The following is a 15,696-nucleotide window of genomic DNA, read 5'->3' as shown; positions in this document are numbered from 1 at the left end:
TCCAGTCACTTGACGGCTCCACTGGTGATTCCGGACACGATCTTTCGCTGGCCGACGAGGAACACGGCGACCATGGGCAGGCTCATCACCACGACGTACGCGAAGACGAGATGCCAGTTGTTGAGGTAGAGCTGGGCGCTGGCGACCTGGTAGAGGTTGAGCGGCAGGGTCGCCCGGTCTCCGCCGCCGAGGACGAAGAACGCGTAGAAGACGTCACTCCAGGCGTAGAGCATCACCATGATCGTCGCGGTCGCGATCACCGGCCGGAGCAGCGGCAGGACGATCCGCCAGAAGACGCGTGACGGCGTCGCCCCGTCCATCCGGGCGGCCTCCTCCAGTTCCATCGGAATGGCGCGGATGAAGCCGGTCATGAAGAAGATCGACGTCGACAGGTACATGCCGGTGTAGACGGCGATCATGCCGGGCCGGGTGTTCGCCAGGCCCAGTTGCCGCAGCTCCATCACGATGGTGATGACGGCGGGCGGCAGCAGCAGCCCGCTGATGCACAGCGCGTAGGCGGCCGACACCAGCTTCGACTTCCGGCGCGCGAAGACCCAGGCCGCTCCCGCGCCCAGAATCAGCACCAGGGCCACCGAAGGCACCACGACCAGCAGCGAGTTGAGGAACCCGCGCAGCATCTCGCCCTCGCTGACGGCGTCCGCGTAGTTGGCCGCCGGCTGCCAGTGCCGGGGCGGGTCCAGGTTCGGTTCGATGGCTTCGGCCTGGGGCTTGGCCGAGGTGACCGCCACCAGCCACAGCGGCACGCCCACGGCCAGGCCGGCGAGCAGGACGACCAGGGAGGGGCGGCCGTACCGCCACAGCGCGGTCACAGCATCTGCTCCCTTCGCCGCAGCCCCACGACCAGCGGGATCGCTACCGCGACCACGACCAGGAAGAGGACGAGGCTCATCGCGGAGGCCTGCGCGTACAGGCCCTGCCCAAAGATCCGGAACATGTAGATGTTGAAGACCTCCGTGGAGGCCGCGGGCCCGCCGCCCGTCGTGGCCTGCACGATGTCGAAGGTGTTCATCGAACCGATCAGCGCGGTGGTGACGTTGAAGGTGACGGCGGGCGCGAGCATCGGCCAGCGGACCGACCAGAACGTCCGCCACGGCCCGGCACCGTCCATCCGGGCGGCCTCGAGCATGTCCGAGGGAATGCCCTTCAGCCCGGCCAGATAGATCAGCATCGACAGGCCCATCCACTTCCATCCGTGGATGAGGGTGACGATCACCAGCGTCCAGGTCGTCGACCCGAGCCACGGAACGTCCGTGCCGAGCAGGGAGTTGAGGGCCCCGTCCTGGTCGAGCAGCGCCTGGAAGACATAGCCGGTGGCCAGTGCCGAGATCAGCACCGGCAGGAAGAAGACGGCGCGGAAGAACCGGTTGAAGCGGCTGTCGTCCTCCAGCAGCAGTGCCAGTACCAGGCCGAAGCCGTTCTGGAACAGCGCCGCCAGCAGCGCGTACACCAGGGTCGTGCGGATCGCCCGCAGCAGCGAGCCGTCCTCGGCGATGGTCCGGAAGTTGTCCAGGCCGGTGAAGGCGATGTCCGCGTGGTACGAGGACCAGTCGGTGAACGGATAGTAGAAGTTGAGCAGGTTCGGCACCAGGAAGAAGCCCGCGAAGACGACGATCGCGGGAAGCGCGAACCACCAGGGATGCTGCACGGCCGCGCGCGGCAGCCGCCCCACCTTCCTCGGCGCGCCCCTCACCGGCGCGGGCTCGATACGTACGGCCGTGTCCGTCATCGTCAGAACCCGGGTGCGCCCTGGGCCTTGGCCACCTGCGCGAACTGGTCCTGGATCGCCTGAGCGACCTGCTGCGGGCTCTTCTTGCCGAAGATCATGTCGGCCAGGTAGAGGTGGGTGTCGGGGGCGACGATCGCCTTGGCCTGGAAGACGCCGATGGCCTTCGGCAGGGCCGCCACCTGGGTCTTGGAGGTCTCCGGCAGACCGCCGGGCGTGGGCACGGACGGCTGCACGGACGGGATCTTCATCGTCCTGATGTAGTCCGGGTAGTCCGGGCCGAGCCAGAAGGCGAGGAACTGGCGGGCCGCGTTCTGCCGCTTCTCGTCACCCGTCTTGAAGGCGACGACACCGTTGGTCTGGTCGGGGGAGTACAGGCCGGTCGCCGAGGAGTTGGCGACCGGGAACCAGCCGATCTTCTTGTCCATCTCGGCGGTGGAGTACTTGGCCTGCAACTGGGTCTGGAACGACGTGACATTGAGGACCATGCCGACGTCGCCCTTCCACAGGGCGTCGGCCTGGCCGGTGAACGTGCCCGTCCGGTAGTTCTTCTGCGCGAGCCCGGCGTCGAGCAGCTTCTCCTTGTACTTCTTGATCGCGCCGACGACGACCGGGTCGGTCCACTTCTTCTTGCCCGCGTTCAGATCGGCCCACCACTGCCGGTCGAGGTCGGTGAGCTGGAGCTGCATCTGCCACTGCAGGGGCCACTTGTCGCCGCCGGCCTCGTAGAAGGCGGCCGCGTCGGTCTTGTCGACGACTTTGTGGCCGAGGGCGAGCAGCTCGTCGTAGGACTTCGGGAAGTCCTTCTCGGTCAGCCCGGCCTGCTTGAAGACGTCCTTGTTGTAGTAGACGCCGAGCATCGCGGGGCTGGTGACGATCGCCGCGTACCGCTTGCCGTCGATGACGCCGAGGGACTTCTCGGTGTCGCCGAGCTTGGACACCCACGGTTCGCCGTCGAGGGTGAGCAGGTTCTGCTGCGGCTGGATGAACGGCAGTGTGGAGATGGACGGCTGCCAGAACATCAGGTCCGGGCGGTCCCCGGAGGCGAGTTTCGTCGGCACGTTCTGCTCGTACAGGTCGGGGATGGCCTGGGTGTCGACCTCGGCGCCGGTGGCCTTCTCGAAGGCGTCGATGACCTGCTTCGGCGCGTTGACCGTGTTCTGCGCGGTCCACATGGTCAGCTTCACGCCGTCCAGCCGGGCGGTCGGGTCGACCGCCGTCCGCTCGGCGTCCGAGCCGTCCGAACCGGAGTCCCCGGCGGTCGGGTCACTGCACCCGGTGGCCGCCAGTCCGGCGGCGCATATCAGTGCCAGGGCGGGGAGAGCTCTTCTCTTCATCTTGTGCCTTTCCGGAGCAGGCGGTTCGGTCGGACAACGGGGACTCACAACTGCTGGACCGATACGGGCTGTTCAGATGCAGGCGGGCGGCGGCCCCGAGCTCTCCCGCACCACCAGTTCCGGGACGGAAACACGGTGCGGGGCGACCGGCGCGGACTCCTCCAGCACGCCGTGCAGCAGAGCGAACGCGGCCCGTCCGAGGCCGGTGAAGTCCAGGCGTACGGTCGTCAGGGACGGCGTGAGGAAGGCGGAGTGCGGGGCGTCGTCGAAACCGGCCACGCTGACCTCGCCCGGCACCGAGCGGCCGGTCTCGTGCAGGGCACGCAGCACGCCGAGCGCGAGGTCGTCGTTGCCGCACAGGATCGCGGTGACGGCCCTGTCCTTCGCCAGCTTCAGCGCCGCGGCGTGTCCGCCCGCAGGTCCCCAACTGCTCTGCACGGGGCGGGGTTCCGGGGCGCCGGCCTCCTTCAGTGCCTGCCGCCAGCCGCTGGTGCGGGCGCTGGTGCGGCGGGTGCTGGATGGGATGGCGACGTAGTGCACGGTCTCGTGGCCCAGGGCGAGCAGATGGCGGGTCGCCTGGTAGGCGGCCTCGCGGTCGTCGGTCCACACCCATGGGCGGTCGCCGCCGGGCGGGCTCGCCGGAGTCTCGACCACACCGACGACCGGCAGTCCGGCGGGCACGGCCCCGAGGGCCCGGACACCGGCCGGATCGTAGGCGATCACGATGATGCCGCCGCCCGCGTCCGTGGCGCGCTGCACCTCGGCGGCGACGGCCGCGTCCTCGGCGGATTCCAGGACCCCGATCCCGACCGCGTACGACGCGGCACGGGCGGCCTCCTCGATGCCCTGCAGGATCGAGGCGTAGCCGTAGTGGGTGGTGTTCGCGGTGAGCACGGTCACGGCACGGCTGCGTCCGCTGGCCAGGGCGAGGGCGGTCGCGTTGCGGCGGAAGCCCAGTTCGTCGATGGCGGCCAGCACCCGCTCCCGGGTGGACGGCCGGACGCTGGGATGGCCGTTGATCACCCGTGAGACCGTCTGGTACGAGACCCCCGCGGCGGTGGCGACGTCCCTGATGCTCGCCGGGCGCCTTGTGTGACCGGTCACATTCATGCGAGGATTGTGACCGGTCACACTTGGGCCGTCAAGAGATCGTAACGAGGGATTCACGCGGATCTCCGTTCCCCGGGAAAGGGGCGGGGTCAGGAGGGGGAGCACCTTGACGGGCACGGCGGATGCGGCGCACATGGCCTCCAACCAGCGGGAGGACGAGTTCACTTGGGGGCATGAGGCCCTGCGGGCACGGTTCGCCGTCGCCGCCGACGGAACGCTGCGGCTGGTCCGGCTGGCTCATCCCGACGACGAGTGCCCGGACGCCGGGGAGGCGGCTCTCCCGCTCGTGGAGCTCACCGCGCTCGGTCACGGCAGCGGCTGGTCCGGCCCCCGCTTCACCGGCACGGCCTTCGGCGCCCGGCTCGCCCACCGCACCCACCACGCGGAGCGACGCGACGGCTGGGACCGGTTCACCGTCGAACTCCACGACCCGGGCACCGGGCTGACGGCGTTCGTCGAGCTCACCTCACCCACCGGACTGCCCGTCCTCCGTTCCCGCGTCCGGCTCCGCAACGAGGGGCGGGAGCCCCTGGTCGTCCAGTCCGTCAGCAGCCTGCTGCTCGGCGGACTGCCCGCCCCGGACGCCCTCGACGTCCACCGGGCCCGCAACGACTGGCTCGCCGAGTGCCGTTGGTACGCCGAGCCGCTGCGCGCAGCTGTCGCCGACATCCACGTCGACGTCCACGAGCACGACAGCCGCGCCGCCCTCGTCCTCACCGGGCGCGGCAGCTGGCCCACCGACGGCCATCTCGCCATGGGCGCGCTGACCGAGCGGGGCGGCGGCCGGGCCTGGGTCTGGCAGGTCGAGTCCCCGGCCGGCTGGCGCTGGGACCTCGGCGAACGCGCCCACGGCAGCTACCTGGCGCTGAACGGCCCCACCGACGCCGCACACCAGTGGCGGGTCCGCCTCGAACCGGGCGAGGAGTTCACCACCGTGCCCGGCGCCCTGGCCCTCGGCACCGGCCTCGACGAGGCGATGGGCGCCCTGACCTCCTACCGTCGGGCGATCCGCCGCCCCCACCCGGACCACACCGCCCTCCCCGTCGTCTTCAACGACTACATGAACACCCTCATGGGCGACCCGACCACGGCCAGACTGCTGCCGCTGATCGACGCCGCGGCCGACGCCGGCGCGGAGTACTTCTGCATCGACTCGGGCTGGTACGACGACGACACCCGCGGCTGGTGGGACAGCGTCGGCGCCTGGCAGCCCTCCCCGCGCCGCTTCCCCGACGGCGGCATCCTGGCCGTCCTGGACCGGATCCGGGAGCGGGGGATGGTGCCCGGGCTGTGGCTGGAGCCGGAGGTGGTCGGGGTGCGCAGCCCCGTCGCGGCCGAGCTGCCACCCGAGGCGTTCTTCCAGCGCGACGGCGTCCGACTGGCCGAACAGGGCCGCCACCAGCTCGACCTGCGGCATCCCGCCGCCCGCGCCCACCTCGACAAGACCGTCGACCGGATCGTCGGCGACTGGGGCGTGGGGTACCTCAAGCTGGACTACAACATCGTGGTCGACCCCGGCACCCAGGCTCCAGGCGACCTCGCACCGGGAGCGGGCCTGCTCGGCCACGCCCACGCCTACCTGGACTGGCTGTCCGCCGTCCTGGACCGCCACCCCGGGCTCGTCGTCGAGAACTGCGCCTCGGGCGGCATGCGCATGGACGGCGCCACCCTGGCGGTCGCCCAGCTGCAGTCCACCAGCGACCAGCAGGACCCGCTGCGCTACCCGCCCATCGCCGCCGCCGCGCCGACCGCGGTCCCGCCCGAGCAGGGTGCCGTCTGGGCCTACCCCCAGCCGGACTTCGACGACGACCTGATCACCACGACGCTCGGCGGGTCACTGCTCGGCCGCATCCACCTCTCCGGCCACCTGAACCACATGTCGGAACACCAGCTGGCCCTCGTACGGGGCGCGGTCACCGTCTACAAGTCGATACGCGGCGACCTCGCCCGCGCCCTGCCGTTCTGGCCGCTCGGCCTGCCCGGCTGGACGGACGAATGGCTGGCGCTGGGCCTGCGGGTCCCCGGTGACCGCACCGCGTACCTCTCCCTCTGGCGCCGCGGCGGACCGGCCGAACTCCGGGTTCCCGTCCGGCACCTGGCGGGCCGGACCGTCCGTGCGGACGTCCTGCACCCGTCCTCGGCGGACACCGGACAGGCGGTGTGGGACGGAGACGGGCTGACGGTGACAGTGCCGCGCACGCCCGGCGTCCTGCTGATCCGGCTCGCACAGGACGGGTAGGCAGACCTCCTCGTCAGGCGCGTACGGCGTTCCGTTCCCGCGCCTGATGGCGCGCGTCCCGGCGGAACGCCCACGCCATGTCGGGCTCCATCACCCAGCGGAACAGCCGTCGCACCGGCGGGGTGCACAGCGCGGTCACGAGTACCGCGGCGACGACCGTCACGACGATCTCTCCGAGGGGACGGTGGACCCAGGCCGGCTCGTACCAGCCCCAGAACTTGGACCCCTGGGCGACGAACCCGTGCAGCAGGTAGCCGTACAGCGTCCCCGCGCCCAACGCGGTGAACCACGCCCGGCGTCCCGGAACCCAGGCCAGGAAGCAGGCCACCAGCACCAGCGAACAGCCGAAGGTGGCCAGCGTCATCAGAGGCCCGTACCAGGCGGGCGCGGCGAGTTCCTCTGCGCTGTCGCGGTGGTAGAACCAGGCGCCGGACATCCGCGGCACCGCCCAGTAGGCCACGACGAGCGCACCGGCGAAGACGGGCACGGCCAGGATCCGGGCCGCGCGGCGGCGCACCAGCACGAAGTGCTCCGGCTTCAGGTACAGCCCGAGGACGAAGTACGGCAGGAACTGCAGGGTGCGCTGCAGATCGAGGTCGTTGCCGATGGCCGGCGAGAGCGTCGCGAGCATCGCGAGGACGAGGGCGACCGGCAGCGGCCACCGTACCCACCGCCACACCGGCGTGGTCAGACGCCAGATGAACAGGGCTGCCAGGAACCAGGTCAGATACAGGGGATCCAGCAGGCTGACGGGCCGGTCGGGCTCCTGGTCGGTCCACCGGGTGAACAGCGTGTACGCCGTCTCGAAGACCACGTACGGCACGGCGAGCCCGGTGACCAGCCGCCTGATCCGCCCCGGACTCGCGTCGAACGAACGCGAGAAGTAGCCGGAGACGATGATGAACGCCGGCATGTGGAAGGCGTAGACGACCATGTAGAGCGCGCTGACCGCACGGCTGCCGTCCCGCAGCGGCTCCCAGGCGTGCCCCATGGCCACCAGCACGATCGCCAGGTACTTGGCGTTGTCGAAGAACGAGTCCCGCTGCCCGGCCGGCTTCGGCGGGGCAGCGGTCTCGGGCGATGCGGGTCTGGCCGGGGTGACGGCTGCGGGGTGCCGGTGAGACATCCCCGCCGCCTCACCACTGCGGAGCGAGGTAAACCGCTTTCTGGTGTGGATGTCGCACGGATCACACGTACGGCGAAGGGCTCGGCCGGATCAGCTCACCGAGCAGTCGGCGCCGTTCAGCGTGAACGCCGTGGGGCTGGGGTTGGTGCCGGCCCGGGTCGCCGTGAAGCCGAGGGTCACCGAACCCGCGGCCGGGATCGTCGCCGTGTACGGGGCGGACGTGACACTCACCGCTGAGCCGCTCTGCGTGGCCGTGCCGCCCCAGAGGTTGGTGACACGCTGACTGTCGGGGAAGGTCCAGCGCAGCGTCCAGCCGTTGATCGCCGCTGTGCCGGTGTTGCGGAGGGTGATCTCGCCCTGGAACCCGCCGGGCCAGCTGCTCGTCACCCGGTAGCCGACGCCGCAGGCCGCCGGTGAGCCGCCCGGAGAGGTCGTGACCGTCACCGTGGCCGAGCGGGGCGAACGGTTGCCGGCGGCGTCACGGGCGTAGACCGCGAAGGTGTAGGAGGTGGCGGGGGACAGGCCCGTGACGGTGGCGTTCGTGGTGGCGGTGGAGGTGGCCACCGTCTCGGTGCCTCCGCTGACCCGGACCACGTCGTAGCCGGTGACGCCGGTCGCGTCGGTCGCGGCGGCCCACCTCAGGCCGACGGACGAGGAGGTCACCCCGGAGGTGGTCGGGGTACCGGGAGCCGTCGGGGGAGTGGTGTCGCCTCCGCCGCCGGAGTAGATCGCGGCCTCCTTGGCGGTGGCGGCGATGCCGTTCGCGCCGTTGAAGATCCGCTGCCCCCAGGAGCTGAGCTGGTCCGGGTCGAAGTTCGTGACCATGTCCAGGTACTCGACCCCGCCGCCGTTGCCGCTCCAGGACCAGCCGAGGTAGCCCAGACGGAGCTGCTGGGCCACGGCCAGGATGGTGTCCTCGTCGGGGTTGCCGTCCGAGTGGTCGTGGCCGAACTCGCCCACGACGATGGGGAGCTTGGCCGTGACGAAGCGGTTCAGGTAGTCGGTGATCTCGGCGGCCGTGTCGAAGACGCCGTACATGTGGATCGAGAAGATCGTGTTGGCGTCCGGGTCTGCGGCGAACACGGACGCGGCGTTGTCCCGCATGGTGAACGCCCAGTCCTGGCCCCAGTTGGGCGCGTCGACCATGATCGTGTGGTCGAATCCCGCGGTGCGGAGCTTCTGGACGGCCGCCTTGGTGTCGGCCGTCCATGCGGTGTAACCGGTGTTCCCGTGCGGCTCGTTGCCGATGTTGACGATGACGTAGTCCTCCTGACCGGTCAGCGCGCTCTGCACGCTGATCCAGTAGTCCGCGGCGCGGGAGAGCGTGACGGCTCCGCTCTGCTCGCCGTACCCGGTGGTGTCGTGCACCTCCAGCACACAGATCAGCCGGTTCTGCTTGCACTGCGAGACCACGTTCGCCACGTCGGCGGTGTCGTTGCGGGTCCAGCGGTCACCGCTGGAGAGAACCACCCGGACCGTGTTGGCGCCCTTGGCCTTGATGTGGGCGAGGGAGCTGATCCGGTCCGGGTACCAGGTGTGGGCGTGGTTGACGCCGCGCATCACGAAGTCGTTCCCGGAGGCCTCCAGCAGCCGGCCGTTCTCGATCCGGAAGCCGGTGGGGGCGGCGTGTGCCGGTGTGCCGAGGGAGAGGAAGGAGAGCAGGAGGCCGAGCAGGGCGACGGCCACGGTGGCCGCGCGTGGGGCGGGAGCGGTGCGGGGTCTCATAGCGGCTCCAGAGGTGGGGTCGGGTGGGGCCTGTTCTGAGGTGTGTCCGGTGCTGGGGGAGGCGGGGAGTCGCCGCCGGGGTTGTCCAGGTCTGTGCTCGGGTAGCGGGGAGTCCCCGCCGGGGTTGTCCTGGTCCCTGCTCGACAGTGGGGGCCCCGCCGGGCGGTCCTGGTCCGTGTCCGGGGTGTCAGCCCGCGGGCGTCTTCGCCGTGCACGTGACGGTCGCCGCTGGGGCACCCGCCGTTGCCGGGGCGGTGGCGACGAAGCCGAACGTGGCGCTCGCGCCCGGGGCCAGCGCCCCGTTCCACGCCGCGTTGGTGACGGTGGCCGTGCCGTCGGCCGCCGCGGTGAGAGTGCCGTTCCAGACCTGGGCGAGGCGTGCGCCATTCGCCGGTACGACCGTCGCGGTCCAGCCCGAGGCGGCGGAGGAGGAGGTGTTCGTCACCGTCACTTCGCCCTGGTATCCGCCCTGCCAGGTGGAGACGGCCCGGAAGCGCGCGGTGCAGGCCGCGGGCTCCCCAGGGTCACCGGGGTCCTGCGGGACGCCCGTGTCGAGGACCGCCGCCAGGGCCGGGTACCAGCGTGCGGCGATCCTGTCGTCGCCGGAAGCGTCGGGGTGCACACCGTCGTAGGTGTCGGTGGTGGTGCTGAAGCCCGTCCACTGGTCGACCACGGTGATGGGCGAGCGCTCGGTGCCGGTCGCCCGGGCCCAGTCGGGGATCCGCGCGTTGAGGTCCACGACCCGCTGTGCGCAGGCCGCGCAACTGCTCGGGTTCATCGGGATGAGCTGCGCGACGAGGATCCGCATGTCCGGGTTGGACGCCCGCATCTGCGTCACGAGTTTGGTGTAGGCCGCGAGGATGCGGTCGGGGGCGACGCTGCTCCACACGTCGTTCGTTCCGAAGTGCATGACAACGATGTCCGGGTGGGTCGCGGCCAGCCTTGCCGGCAGCAGGTTCCGGTCGGCCACGTTGGTCACCAACTCGCCCCCGTGCCCCTCGTTGTCACCGTCGTGTGCCTGCCCGCAGCCCTGCGGCGGGAGGGTGCCGACGAAGTCGACGTCCCGGTATCCGCTGTTCACGAGCCGGTTCCACAACACCGCCCGCCAGCAGCCCGGCGAGCCCGTGATCGAGTCGCCGAGCGGCATGATGCGGACGGGGTCCGCCGCCGGGGCAGCCGTGGCCCGGGGCGCGAGTGTGACGCCGAGGGGGAGGAGCAGGGTGGCCAGGAGGCCGAGTACCGGGATGATGCGTAGGTGCGGGGACGAGCGGCGGGTGCTGTGCATGGTGGTCCCTTCCCTTGGAGGTGGGAGCGCTCCCACCTCATCAAGCCATTGTTGTCATTGACGCGTCAAGGGGATGGGCCCGCCGTACCCAGGACGTGCCGCGTGGGTGGGGCGGCCAGGGCCCGGGAGTAGGCAGCACCGTCCCGGCCGCCGGTGGCACTGCGGGCGTACTTCCGGCCACGCCAGGCCGCCGCACGCCTCCGGTGGCCACCGTGCCCGGCGGCCCGTCGGATGAGTCTGGGCCTTGCCGTCGCGCTGCCGGCATATGTTCGGCGACGCTGGCCGGACGTCTTTCACCGGACGGTGCGGTGCCCGTTCGAGGCAACGCAGACCCGGCTGTTCGACGAACCCCTCGTGGACTACCTCGCCTGTTCTCGGTCTGAGGTCCCATTCCCCGGCGTGAAGTCCCTTCTGTGTCAGAAGTGTTGACCGGGCATTGAAAACGTTTTAACTTCCCTTCACCGGACACGCCGAGGTGAGGGGGATCCGTGGCAACTGCCTTACGGGAACGAGCAGGTGCGAAGGGGGTCGACCCGAATCCGCACCGCAGTCGCGGGGTTCAACGCAAGCGTAAAGGTTTTCAGAGCCGGACCTTGTTCTTGCTCATGCTGCCTGGCGTCGCCTACTTCCTGCTGTTCCACTACGGCGCCCTCGCCGGCAACGTCATCGCGTTCAAGGAGTACGTGCCGTTCGACGGCCTGTGGGGCAGCCCATGGGTGGGCCTCGGCAACTTCCAGCGCATGTTCGAGGACGCCGCCTTCTGGGACTCCGTCCTCAACACCCTCTGGATCGCCGTCCTCCAGCTGGTGTTCTACTTCCCGGTGCCACTCGGTCTCGCCCTGCTGCTGCACACCCTCACCTGGAGCTCGGTGCGCCGCTTCGTGCAGTCGGTGGCGTATCTGCCGCACTTCATCTCGTGGGTGATCGTCGTCGCGCTGTTCCAGCAGGTGCTCGGGGACACCGGCCTGCTCAACAGCGGCCTGAGCGGGGCCGGTCTGCACACCGTCGACATCATCGGCAACCCCGACGCCTTCGAACCGCTCGTCGTCGCCCAGGTCATCTGGAAGGACGCCGGCTGGGGCACGATCATCTTCCTCGCCGCGCTCGCCCAGGTCGACGAGCAGCAGTACGAGGCGGCCGCCATCGACGGCGCCGGACCCTGGCGGCGCTTCTGGCACGTCACCCTGCCCGCCATCCGCCCGGTGATCGTGCTGCTGCTCATCATGCGGCTCGGCGACATCCTCTCCGTCGGCTTCGAGCAGATGCTGCTGCAGCGCGACGCGGTCGGTCCGGAGACCGCCGAGGTCATCGACACCTTCGTCTACTACCAGGGCATCGTCGGCGGTGACTACGGATTCGCCGCCGCCGCGGGCCTGTTCAAGGGGCTCGTCGGAGCACTGCTCGTCTACGCGGCCAACAAGGTCGCCCACCGCCTCGGCGAACAGGGGGTCTACAGGTGAGCAGTGCGTCCGCCCGTCCCGGCTGGATGGAGAAGCCCAGGCCGCTCACCCAGACCGCGAAGGCCCTCGCGCTGGCCGCGGTCGTGCTGCTGGTGTGCGTGCCGTTCCTGGTGATCGTGTCGACGTCGCTGGCCTCCACCCAGGAGGTCGTCGACAACGGCGGCTGGGTGCTCTGGCCCAGCGAGCCCACGCTCGACGCCTACCGCGACATCTTCGACGGCGGCATCGTCACCCACGCCCTCGGTGTGAGCGCCGGGGTGACGATCGTGGGCACGCTGCTCAGCCTCGCCTGCACCGTGACCCTGGCCTACGCGCTGTCCCGCCCCGGCGTCTTCGGCGGCAAGCCCGTGCTCCTGCTGGTGCTGTTCACGTTCCTCTTCCCGCCCGGCATGATCCCGAGCTTCCTGCTCGTCAAGGAACTCGGCCTGCTCGACTCGTACGCCTCGCTCGTCCTGCCCGTCCTGGTCAACGTGTTCAACCTGGTCGTGCTGCGCGGCTTCTTCCAGTCGGTTCCCGAGGAGCTGTACGAGGCGGCACGGCTGGACGGGGCGGGGGACTGGCGGGTGCTGGTCTCCGTGGTGCTGCCGCTGTCCAAGGCCGCGCTCGCCGTCGTCGGCCTCTTCTACGCCGTCGCCTACTGGAACTCCTGGTTCTACGCCTCGCTGTACCTGGAGAGCGACCACTGGCCGCTCCAGCAGGTGCTGCGCACCTACGTGGTGGCCGGGGCCGGGCTCACCGACGCGACCACCGGCGAGGCGACCGTCACCGCTCCGCAGACCGTGCAGATGGCCGTGCTGGTGATCGCCACCGTACCGATCCTGCTCGTCTACCCGTTCCTGCAGAAGTACTTCACCAAGGGCGTGCTCACCGGCGCCATCAAGAGCTGACACGAGGTGGTTCACCCATGCCCCGCATGTCCCGACGTACTCTCCTGCGCTCCATGGCGGCCGGCGGTGCCGCCGTTACCGCCCCGGCTCTGCTGACCGCGTGCTCCTCGTCCGGTTCCGGCGACGGCGACGTCTCCAACGCCGGCAAGAAACTCGCCCCCTGGCCGGCCTACAAGGCCGCCCCCGGTCCCAAACCCGAGCTGGCCCCCACCGACGCCGGTGTCCAGGCCGGATACACCACCTACCCGTCCCGCCTGGTCAAGTCCGTGTCCCGCACCCCGGGCGACGGCTCCACCGTCCGCGTCATGACCGTCTCGTTCGGCACACCACCCAAGCCGGCCTCGCAGAACCGGTTCTGGGCCGCCGTGGAGAAGGCCCTCGGTGTGAAGATCGAGTACACGATCATCTCCCAGGCCGACTACCAGAAGAAGATGGCGACGGTCATGGCCGGCGACGCCGACGCCCTGCCGGACATCATCAACATGTTCTCCGGCTTCACCCTGCCCCGCGAGGCGCAGTTCGTGCGGCGCCGCGCCCAGGACCTCACGCCGTATCTGTCGGGTGACGCGATCGCCGAGTACCCCAACCTCGCCAACATCCCGACCCACGCGTGGCGTGACATGGGCCGTATCGGCGGACGTATCTACGGCGTACCCCTGGAGCGCCCGTTGCCCGGCTCGACCCTGTGGATCAACCAGGACATGTTCGCCGAGGCGGGCATGAAGGAGGGCTGGACGGCCGCGGACTTCGCCGCCGTGGCGCGGCGGGGCACGCGTGGGAAGACGTACATGCTGGGCGCCGCCGCCCAGTCCCTGTTCGGCAACGGCTATCACTCCGCCGCCCACAATGCGCCTCAAGGCTGGGCGGTCACCGGGAACGGCACCTTCCTCCCGGCGGCGGCCGACGAGCGGTACAAGGCGTCGATCGCCTTCCGGGCGCAGCTGCGCAAGAACGGCTCCTACCACCCCGACGCCACGTCCATCTCGCAGATCGACCTGACGACCCTCTACTACAACGGCACCGTCGGCTCCATGCAGGACGGGTTCGGCGCCTACCTGCCCAAGTACCGGGAATCGAAGGGCAAGATGAGCCCGGCAGCCGCCCTCCCGTACAGCGTGGACGGCGAGCCCGGAGGAATCGTCGCCGCCCGCCGCTCCTTCGGCTACACCGTCCTGAAGCGGGCGAAGAAGGAACGCGTCGAACTGCTCCTGCGCATCCTCGACTACCTCGCCGCGCCCTTCGGCAGCGAGGAGTGGGAACTCGTCCACTACGGCGTCGAGGGCGTCCACTTCGCCCGCGCCGAGGACGGCTCGCCCGAGTACACGAAACTCGGCGAGGTCGAGAACAACACCAACCTGCCGCTGAAGTACCTCGCCGAAGGCCCCCAGGTGCTGTTCGTGCCCGGCATGCCCGACGCCGTACGCGCCCTGCACGCCTGGCAGCGGAAGGTCGTACCGCACGCCGTCCGCAACGCCTCGTTCGGGCTTCAGTCCTCGACGCACAACGCCCAGGGCGCCACCCTCCAGACCCTCCTGGACGACACCGCCACCGGCATCATCGCCGGACGCCTGCCGCTGTCCGAGTGGGACGCGGCGGTGAAGAAGTGGCGCGGCCGGGGCGGCGACAGAATGGCCGAGGAGTACGCGAAGGACTACGCGGCCAACACCTGAACAGCGGTGGGGCGGAAGAGGAGACGCGGGGGATGGGGAACGACATGGGGTCCAAGCGGCGGGTCACGATCCGCGAGGTCGCCGAGCGGGCGGGTGTGTCCACAGCCACGGCCTCCCGAGCGCTCAGCGGCAATCACCCCGTCCCCCCGGCGACCCGGGCCAGGGTGCTGCGTGCGGCCCGTGACCTCGACTACGTGGCCAACGCGCACGCCCGCGCCCTGGTCGGCGGTGGCCGCAAGATGGCGGCCGTGGTGGTCCGTCAGGTCACCAGCCCCTTCTACGCCCAGGTCGCCGAGGGCGTGGAGGCGGAGGCCGCCGACCGCGGCTGGCTCTGCGTGGTCGGCGCCACGGGCGGGGACGCCCAGCGCGAGATGGAGTTCGTACAGCTCATGCGGGAGGAGGGCGCCCGGCTGGTGATCCTGGTCGGCGGGGTCGTCGAGGACGACGACTACCGCGAGCGTGTCGCCCACTACGCACACGCCCTGGACTCCTCCGGGGCACGGCTCGTGCTCTGCGGCAGGCCCGCGCCCGGCCCGGAGATCCCCGCACTGGTCGTCGAGTTCGACAACGAGGCCGGGGCCCGCGCCGTCACCGCCCACCTGCTGTCGGCCGGGCACCGCCGGATCGTCTTTCTCGGCGGACTGCCCGGCAACACCGCCCTCGACGCCCGCGTCGCCGGCTACCGGGCCGCCCTCGCCGAGCACGGACTGCCGCCCGAGGCCGCACACGTCGTCGACTGCGGACTCGGCCGGGCCGCCGGCCATCGCGCGATGACCGAACTCCTGAAGTCGACAACGGAGTTCACGGCCGTCTTCGCCGGGGACGACATGGTCGCCGCCGGGGCCCTGCGCGCGATCGCCGACGCTGGACTGAGCGTCCCCGGGGACATCTCCGTCGTCGGCTACAACGACATCCCGCTCGCCGAGGACTTCAACCCGCCCCTCACCACCGTCCGCACCCCCGCGGAGGAACTCGGCCGCGCCGCCGTCCGCATCGCGCTGCGCGACCCCGAGCACGCGGCCGGGGCCCACCACCTGCTCGGCACCCACATCGTCGTCCGCGACAGCGTCGGCGCGCCCCCGCCCGGGCGCGCCCTGTGACCAACGGAGGAAC

12 protein-coding genes are annotated in these 15,696 nt (G+C 70.5%); 5 read left to right on the top strand and 7 right to left on the bottom strand.

Annotated elements, in window-relative coordinates:
* Positions 1-5: 5 nt before the first annotated feature.
* From IE97_RS0100575 to IE97_RS0100560, 4 genes are all read right to left on the bottom strand, one after another.
* Positions 6-830 carry a carbohydrate ABC transporter permease gene (locus IE97_RS0100575; protein WP_030147152.1) on the bottom strand — a complete coding sequence of 275 codons (825 nt, stop codon included), beginning with the start codon at positions 828-830 and terminating at the stop codon, positions 6-8.
* Positions 827-1,747, bottom strand: a complete 921-nt coding sequence (locus IE97_RS0100570; protein WP_030147151.1) for a carbohydrate ABC transporter permease — start codon at positions 1,745-1,747, stop codon at positions 827-829. The genes IE97_RS0100575 and IE97_RS0100570 overlap by 4 nt, the downstream gene beginning before the upstream one ends.
* Positions 1,748-1,749: 2 nt before the next feature.
* Positions 1,750-3,081, bottom strand: coding sequence for an ABC transporter substrate-binding protein (locus IE97_RS0100565; RefSeq protein WP_030147150.1), 1,332 nt, complete (start codon positions 3,079-3,081; stop codon positions 1,750-1,752).
* A 72-nt stretch (positions 3,082-3,153) separates the two neighbouring features.
* Positions 3,154-4,191 carry a LacI family DNA-binding transcriptional regulator gene (locus IE97_RS0100560; protein WP_051704779.1) on the bottom strand — a complete coding sequence of 346 codons (1,038 nt, stop codon included), beginning with the start codon at positions 4,189-4,191 and terminating at the stop codon, positions 3,154-3,156.
* Positions 4,192-4,324: 133 nt separating this feature from the next.
* Between IE97_RS0100560 and IE97_RS0100555 the strand changes: the two genes are divergently transcribed.
* On the top strand, positions 4,325-6,430 hold the full coding sequence (locus IE97_RS0100555) for an alpha-galactosidase (protein ID WP_030147148.1): 2,106 nt from the start codon (positions 4,325-4,327) through the stop codon (positions 6,428-6,430).
* Between the two features lie 13 nt (positions 6,431-6,443).
* On the opposite strand, the gene IE97_RS0100550 is transcribed toward IE97_RS0100555, so the two are convergent.
* From IE97_RS0100550 to IE97_RS0100540, 3 genes are all read right to left on the bottom strand, one after another.
* Complete coding sequence (locus IE97_RS0100550) at positions 6,444-7,556, bottom strand: acyltransferase family protein (protein ID WP_030147147.1); 1,113 nt, start codon at positions 7,554-7,556, stop codon at positions 6,444-6,446.
* A gap of 90 nt (positions 7,557-7,646) precedes the next feature.
* Complete coding sequence (locus IE97_RS0100545; RefSeq protein ID WP_030147146.1) at positions 7,647-9,281, bottom strand: cellulase family glycosylhydrolase; 1,635 nt, start codon at positions 9,279-9,281, stop codon at positions 7,647-7,649.
* Positions 9,282-9,468: 187 nt separating this feature from the next.
* Complete coding sequence (locus IE97_RS0100540) at positions 9,469-10,566, bottom strand: GDSL-type esterase/lipase family protein (RefSeq protein WP_030147145.1); 1,098 nt, start codon at positions 10,564-10,566, stop codon at positions 9,469-9,471.
* Between the two features lie 605 nt (positions 10,567-11,171).
* Here IE97_RS0100540 and IE97_RS0100535 point away from each other — a divergent pair.
* Genes IE97_RS0100535 through IE97_RS0100520 form a run of 4 tightly spaced genes read left to right on the top strand, consistent with a single transcriptional unit; the run spans position 11,172 to position 15,683 of the window.
* Positions 11,172-12,026: an ABC transporter permease gene (locus tag IE97_RS0100535; RefSeq protein WP_030147144.1), complete on the top strand. Its 855-nt coding sequence runs from the start codon at positions 11,172-11,174 to the stop codon at positions 12,024-12,026.
* Positions 12,027-12,052: 26 nt separating this feature from the next.
* The gene (locus IE97_RS0100530; RefSeq protein ID WP_030147143.1) at positions 12,053-12,913 is read left to right on the top strand and encodes a carbohydrate ABC transporter permease; all 861 of its coding nucleotides are present in this window, start codon (positions 12,053-12,055) and stop codon (positions 12,911-12,913) included.
* 17 nt (positions 12,914-12,930) lie between these two features.
* Positions 12,931-14,583 carry an extracellular solute-binding protein gene (locus IE97_RS0100525; RefSeq protein WP_030147142.1) on the top strand — a complete coding sequence of 551 codons (1,653 nt, stop codon included), beginning with the start codon at positions 12,931-12,933 and terminating at the stop codon, positions 14,581-14,583.
* A gap of 44 nt (positions 14,584-14,627) precedes the next feature.
* Positions 14,628-15,683, top strand: a complete 1,056-nt coding sequence (locus tag IE97_RS0100520) for a LacI family DNA-binding transcriptional regulator (protein WP_037843852.1) — start codon at positions 14,628-14,630, stop codon at positions 15,681-15,683.
* Positions 15,684-15,696 lie beyond the last annotated feature (13 nt).

Origin of the sequence: Streptomyces sp. NRRL S-455, from assembly GCF_000717875.1 — a bacterium.
Lineage (GTDB): Bacteria > Actinomycetota > Actinomycetes > Streptomycetales > Streptomycetaceae > Streptomyces.
This window is presented reverse-complemented; position numbering and strand designations above follow the sequence as displayed.

Coding starts and splice junctions, on each gene's coding strand:
- IE97_RS0100530 (WP_030147143.1), top strand. CDS start 12,053: ATGGAGAAGCCCAGGCCGCTCACCCAGACCGCGAAGGCCCTCGCGCTG.
- IE97_RS0100550 (WP_030147147.1), bottom strand. CDS start 7,556: ATGTCTCACCGGCACCCCGCAGCCGTCACCCCGGCCAGACCCGCATCG.
- IE97_RS0100525 (WP_030147142.1), top strand. CDS start 12,931: ATGCCCCGCATGTCCCGACGTACTCTCCTGCGCTCCATGGCGGCCGGC.
- IE97_RS0100560 (WP_051704779.1), bottom strand. CDS start 4,191: ATGAATGTGACCGGTCACACAAGGCGCCCGGCGAGCATCAGGGACGTC.
- IE97_RS0100545 (WP_030147146.1), bottom strand. CDS start 9,281: ATGAGACCCCGCACCGCTCCCGCCCCACGCGCGGCCACCGTGGCCGTC.
- IE97_RS0100535 (WP_030147144.1), top strand. CDS start 11,172: ATGCTGCCTGGCGTCGCCTACTTCCTGCTGTTCCACTACGGCGCCCTC.
- IE97_RS0100555 (WP_030147148.1), top strand. CDS start 4,325: ATGGCCTCCAACCAGCGGGAGGACGAGTTCACTTGGGGGCATGAGGCC.
- IE97_RS0100540 (WP_030147145.1), bottom strand. CDS start 10,566: ATGCACAGCACCCGCCGCTCGTCCCCGCACCTACGCATCATCCCGGTA.
- IE97_RS0100520 (WP_037843852.1), top strand. CDS start 14,628: ATGGGGTCCAAGCGGCGGGTCACGATCCGCGAGGTCGCCGAGCGGGCG.
- IE97_RS0100565 (WP_030147150.1), bottom strand. CDS start 3,081: ATGAAGAGAAGAGCTCTCCCCGCCCTGGCACTGATATGCGCCGCCGGA.
- IE97_RS0100570 (WP_030147151.1), bottom strand. CDS start 1,747: ATGACGGACACGGCCGTACGTATCGAGCCCGCGCCGGTGAGGGGCGCG.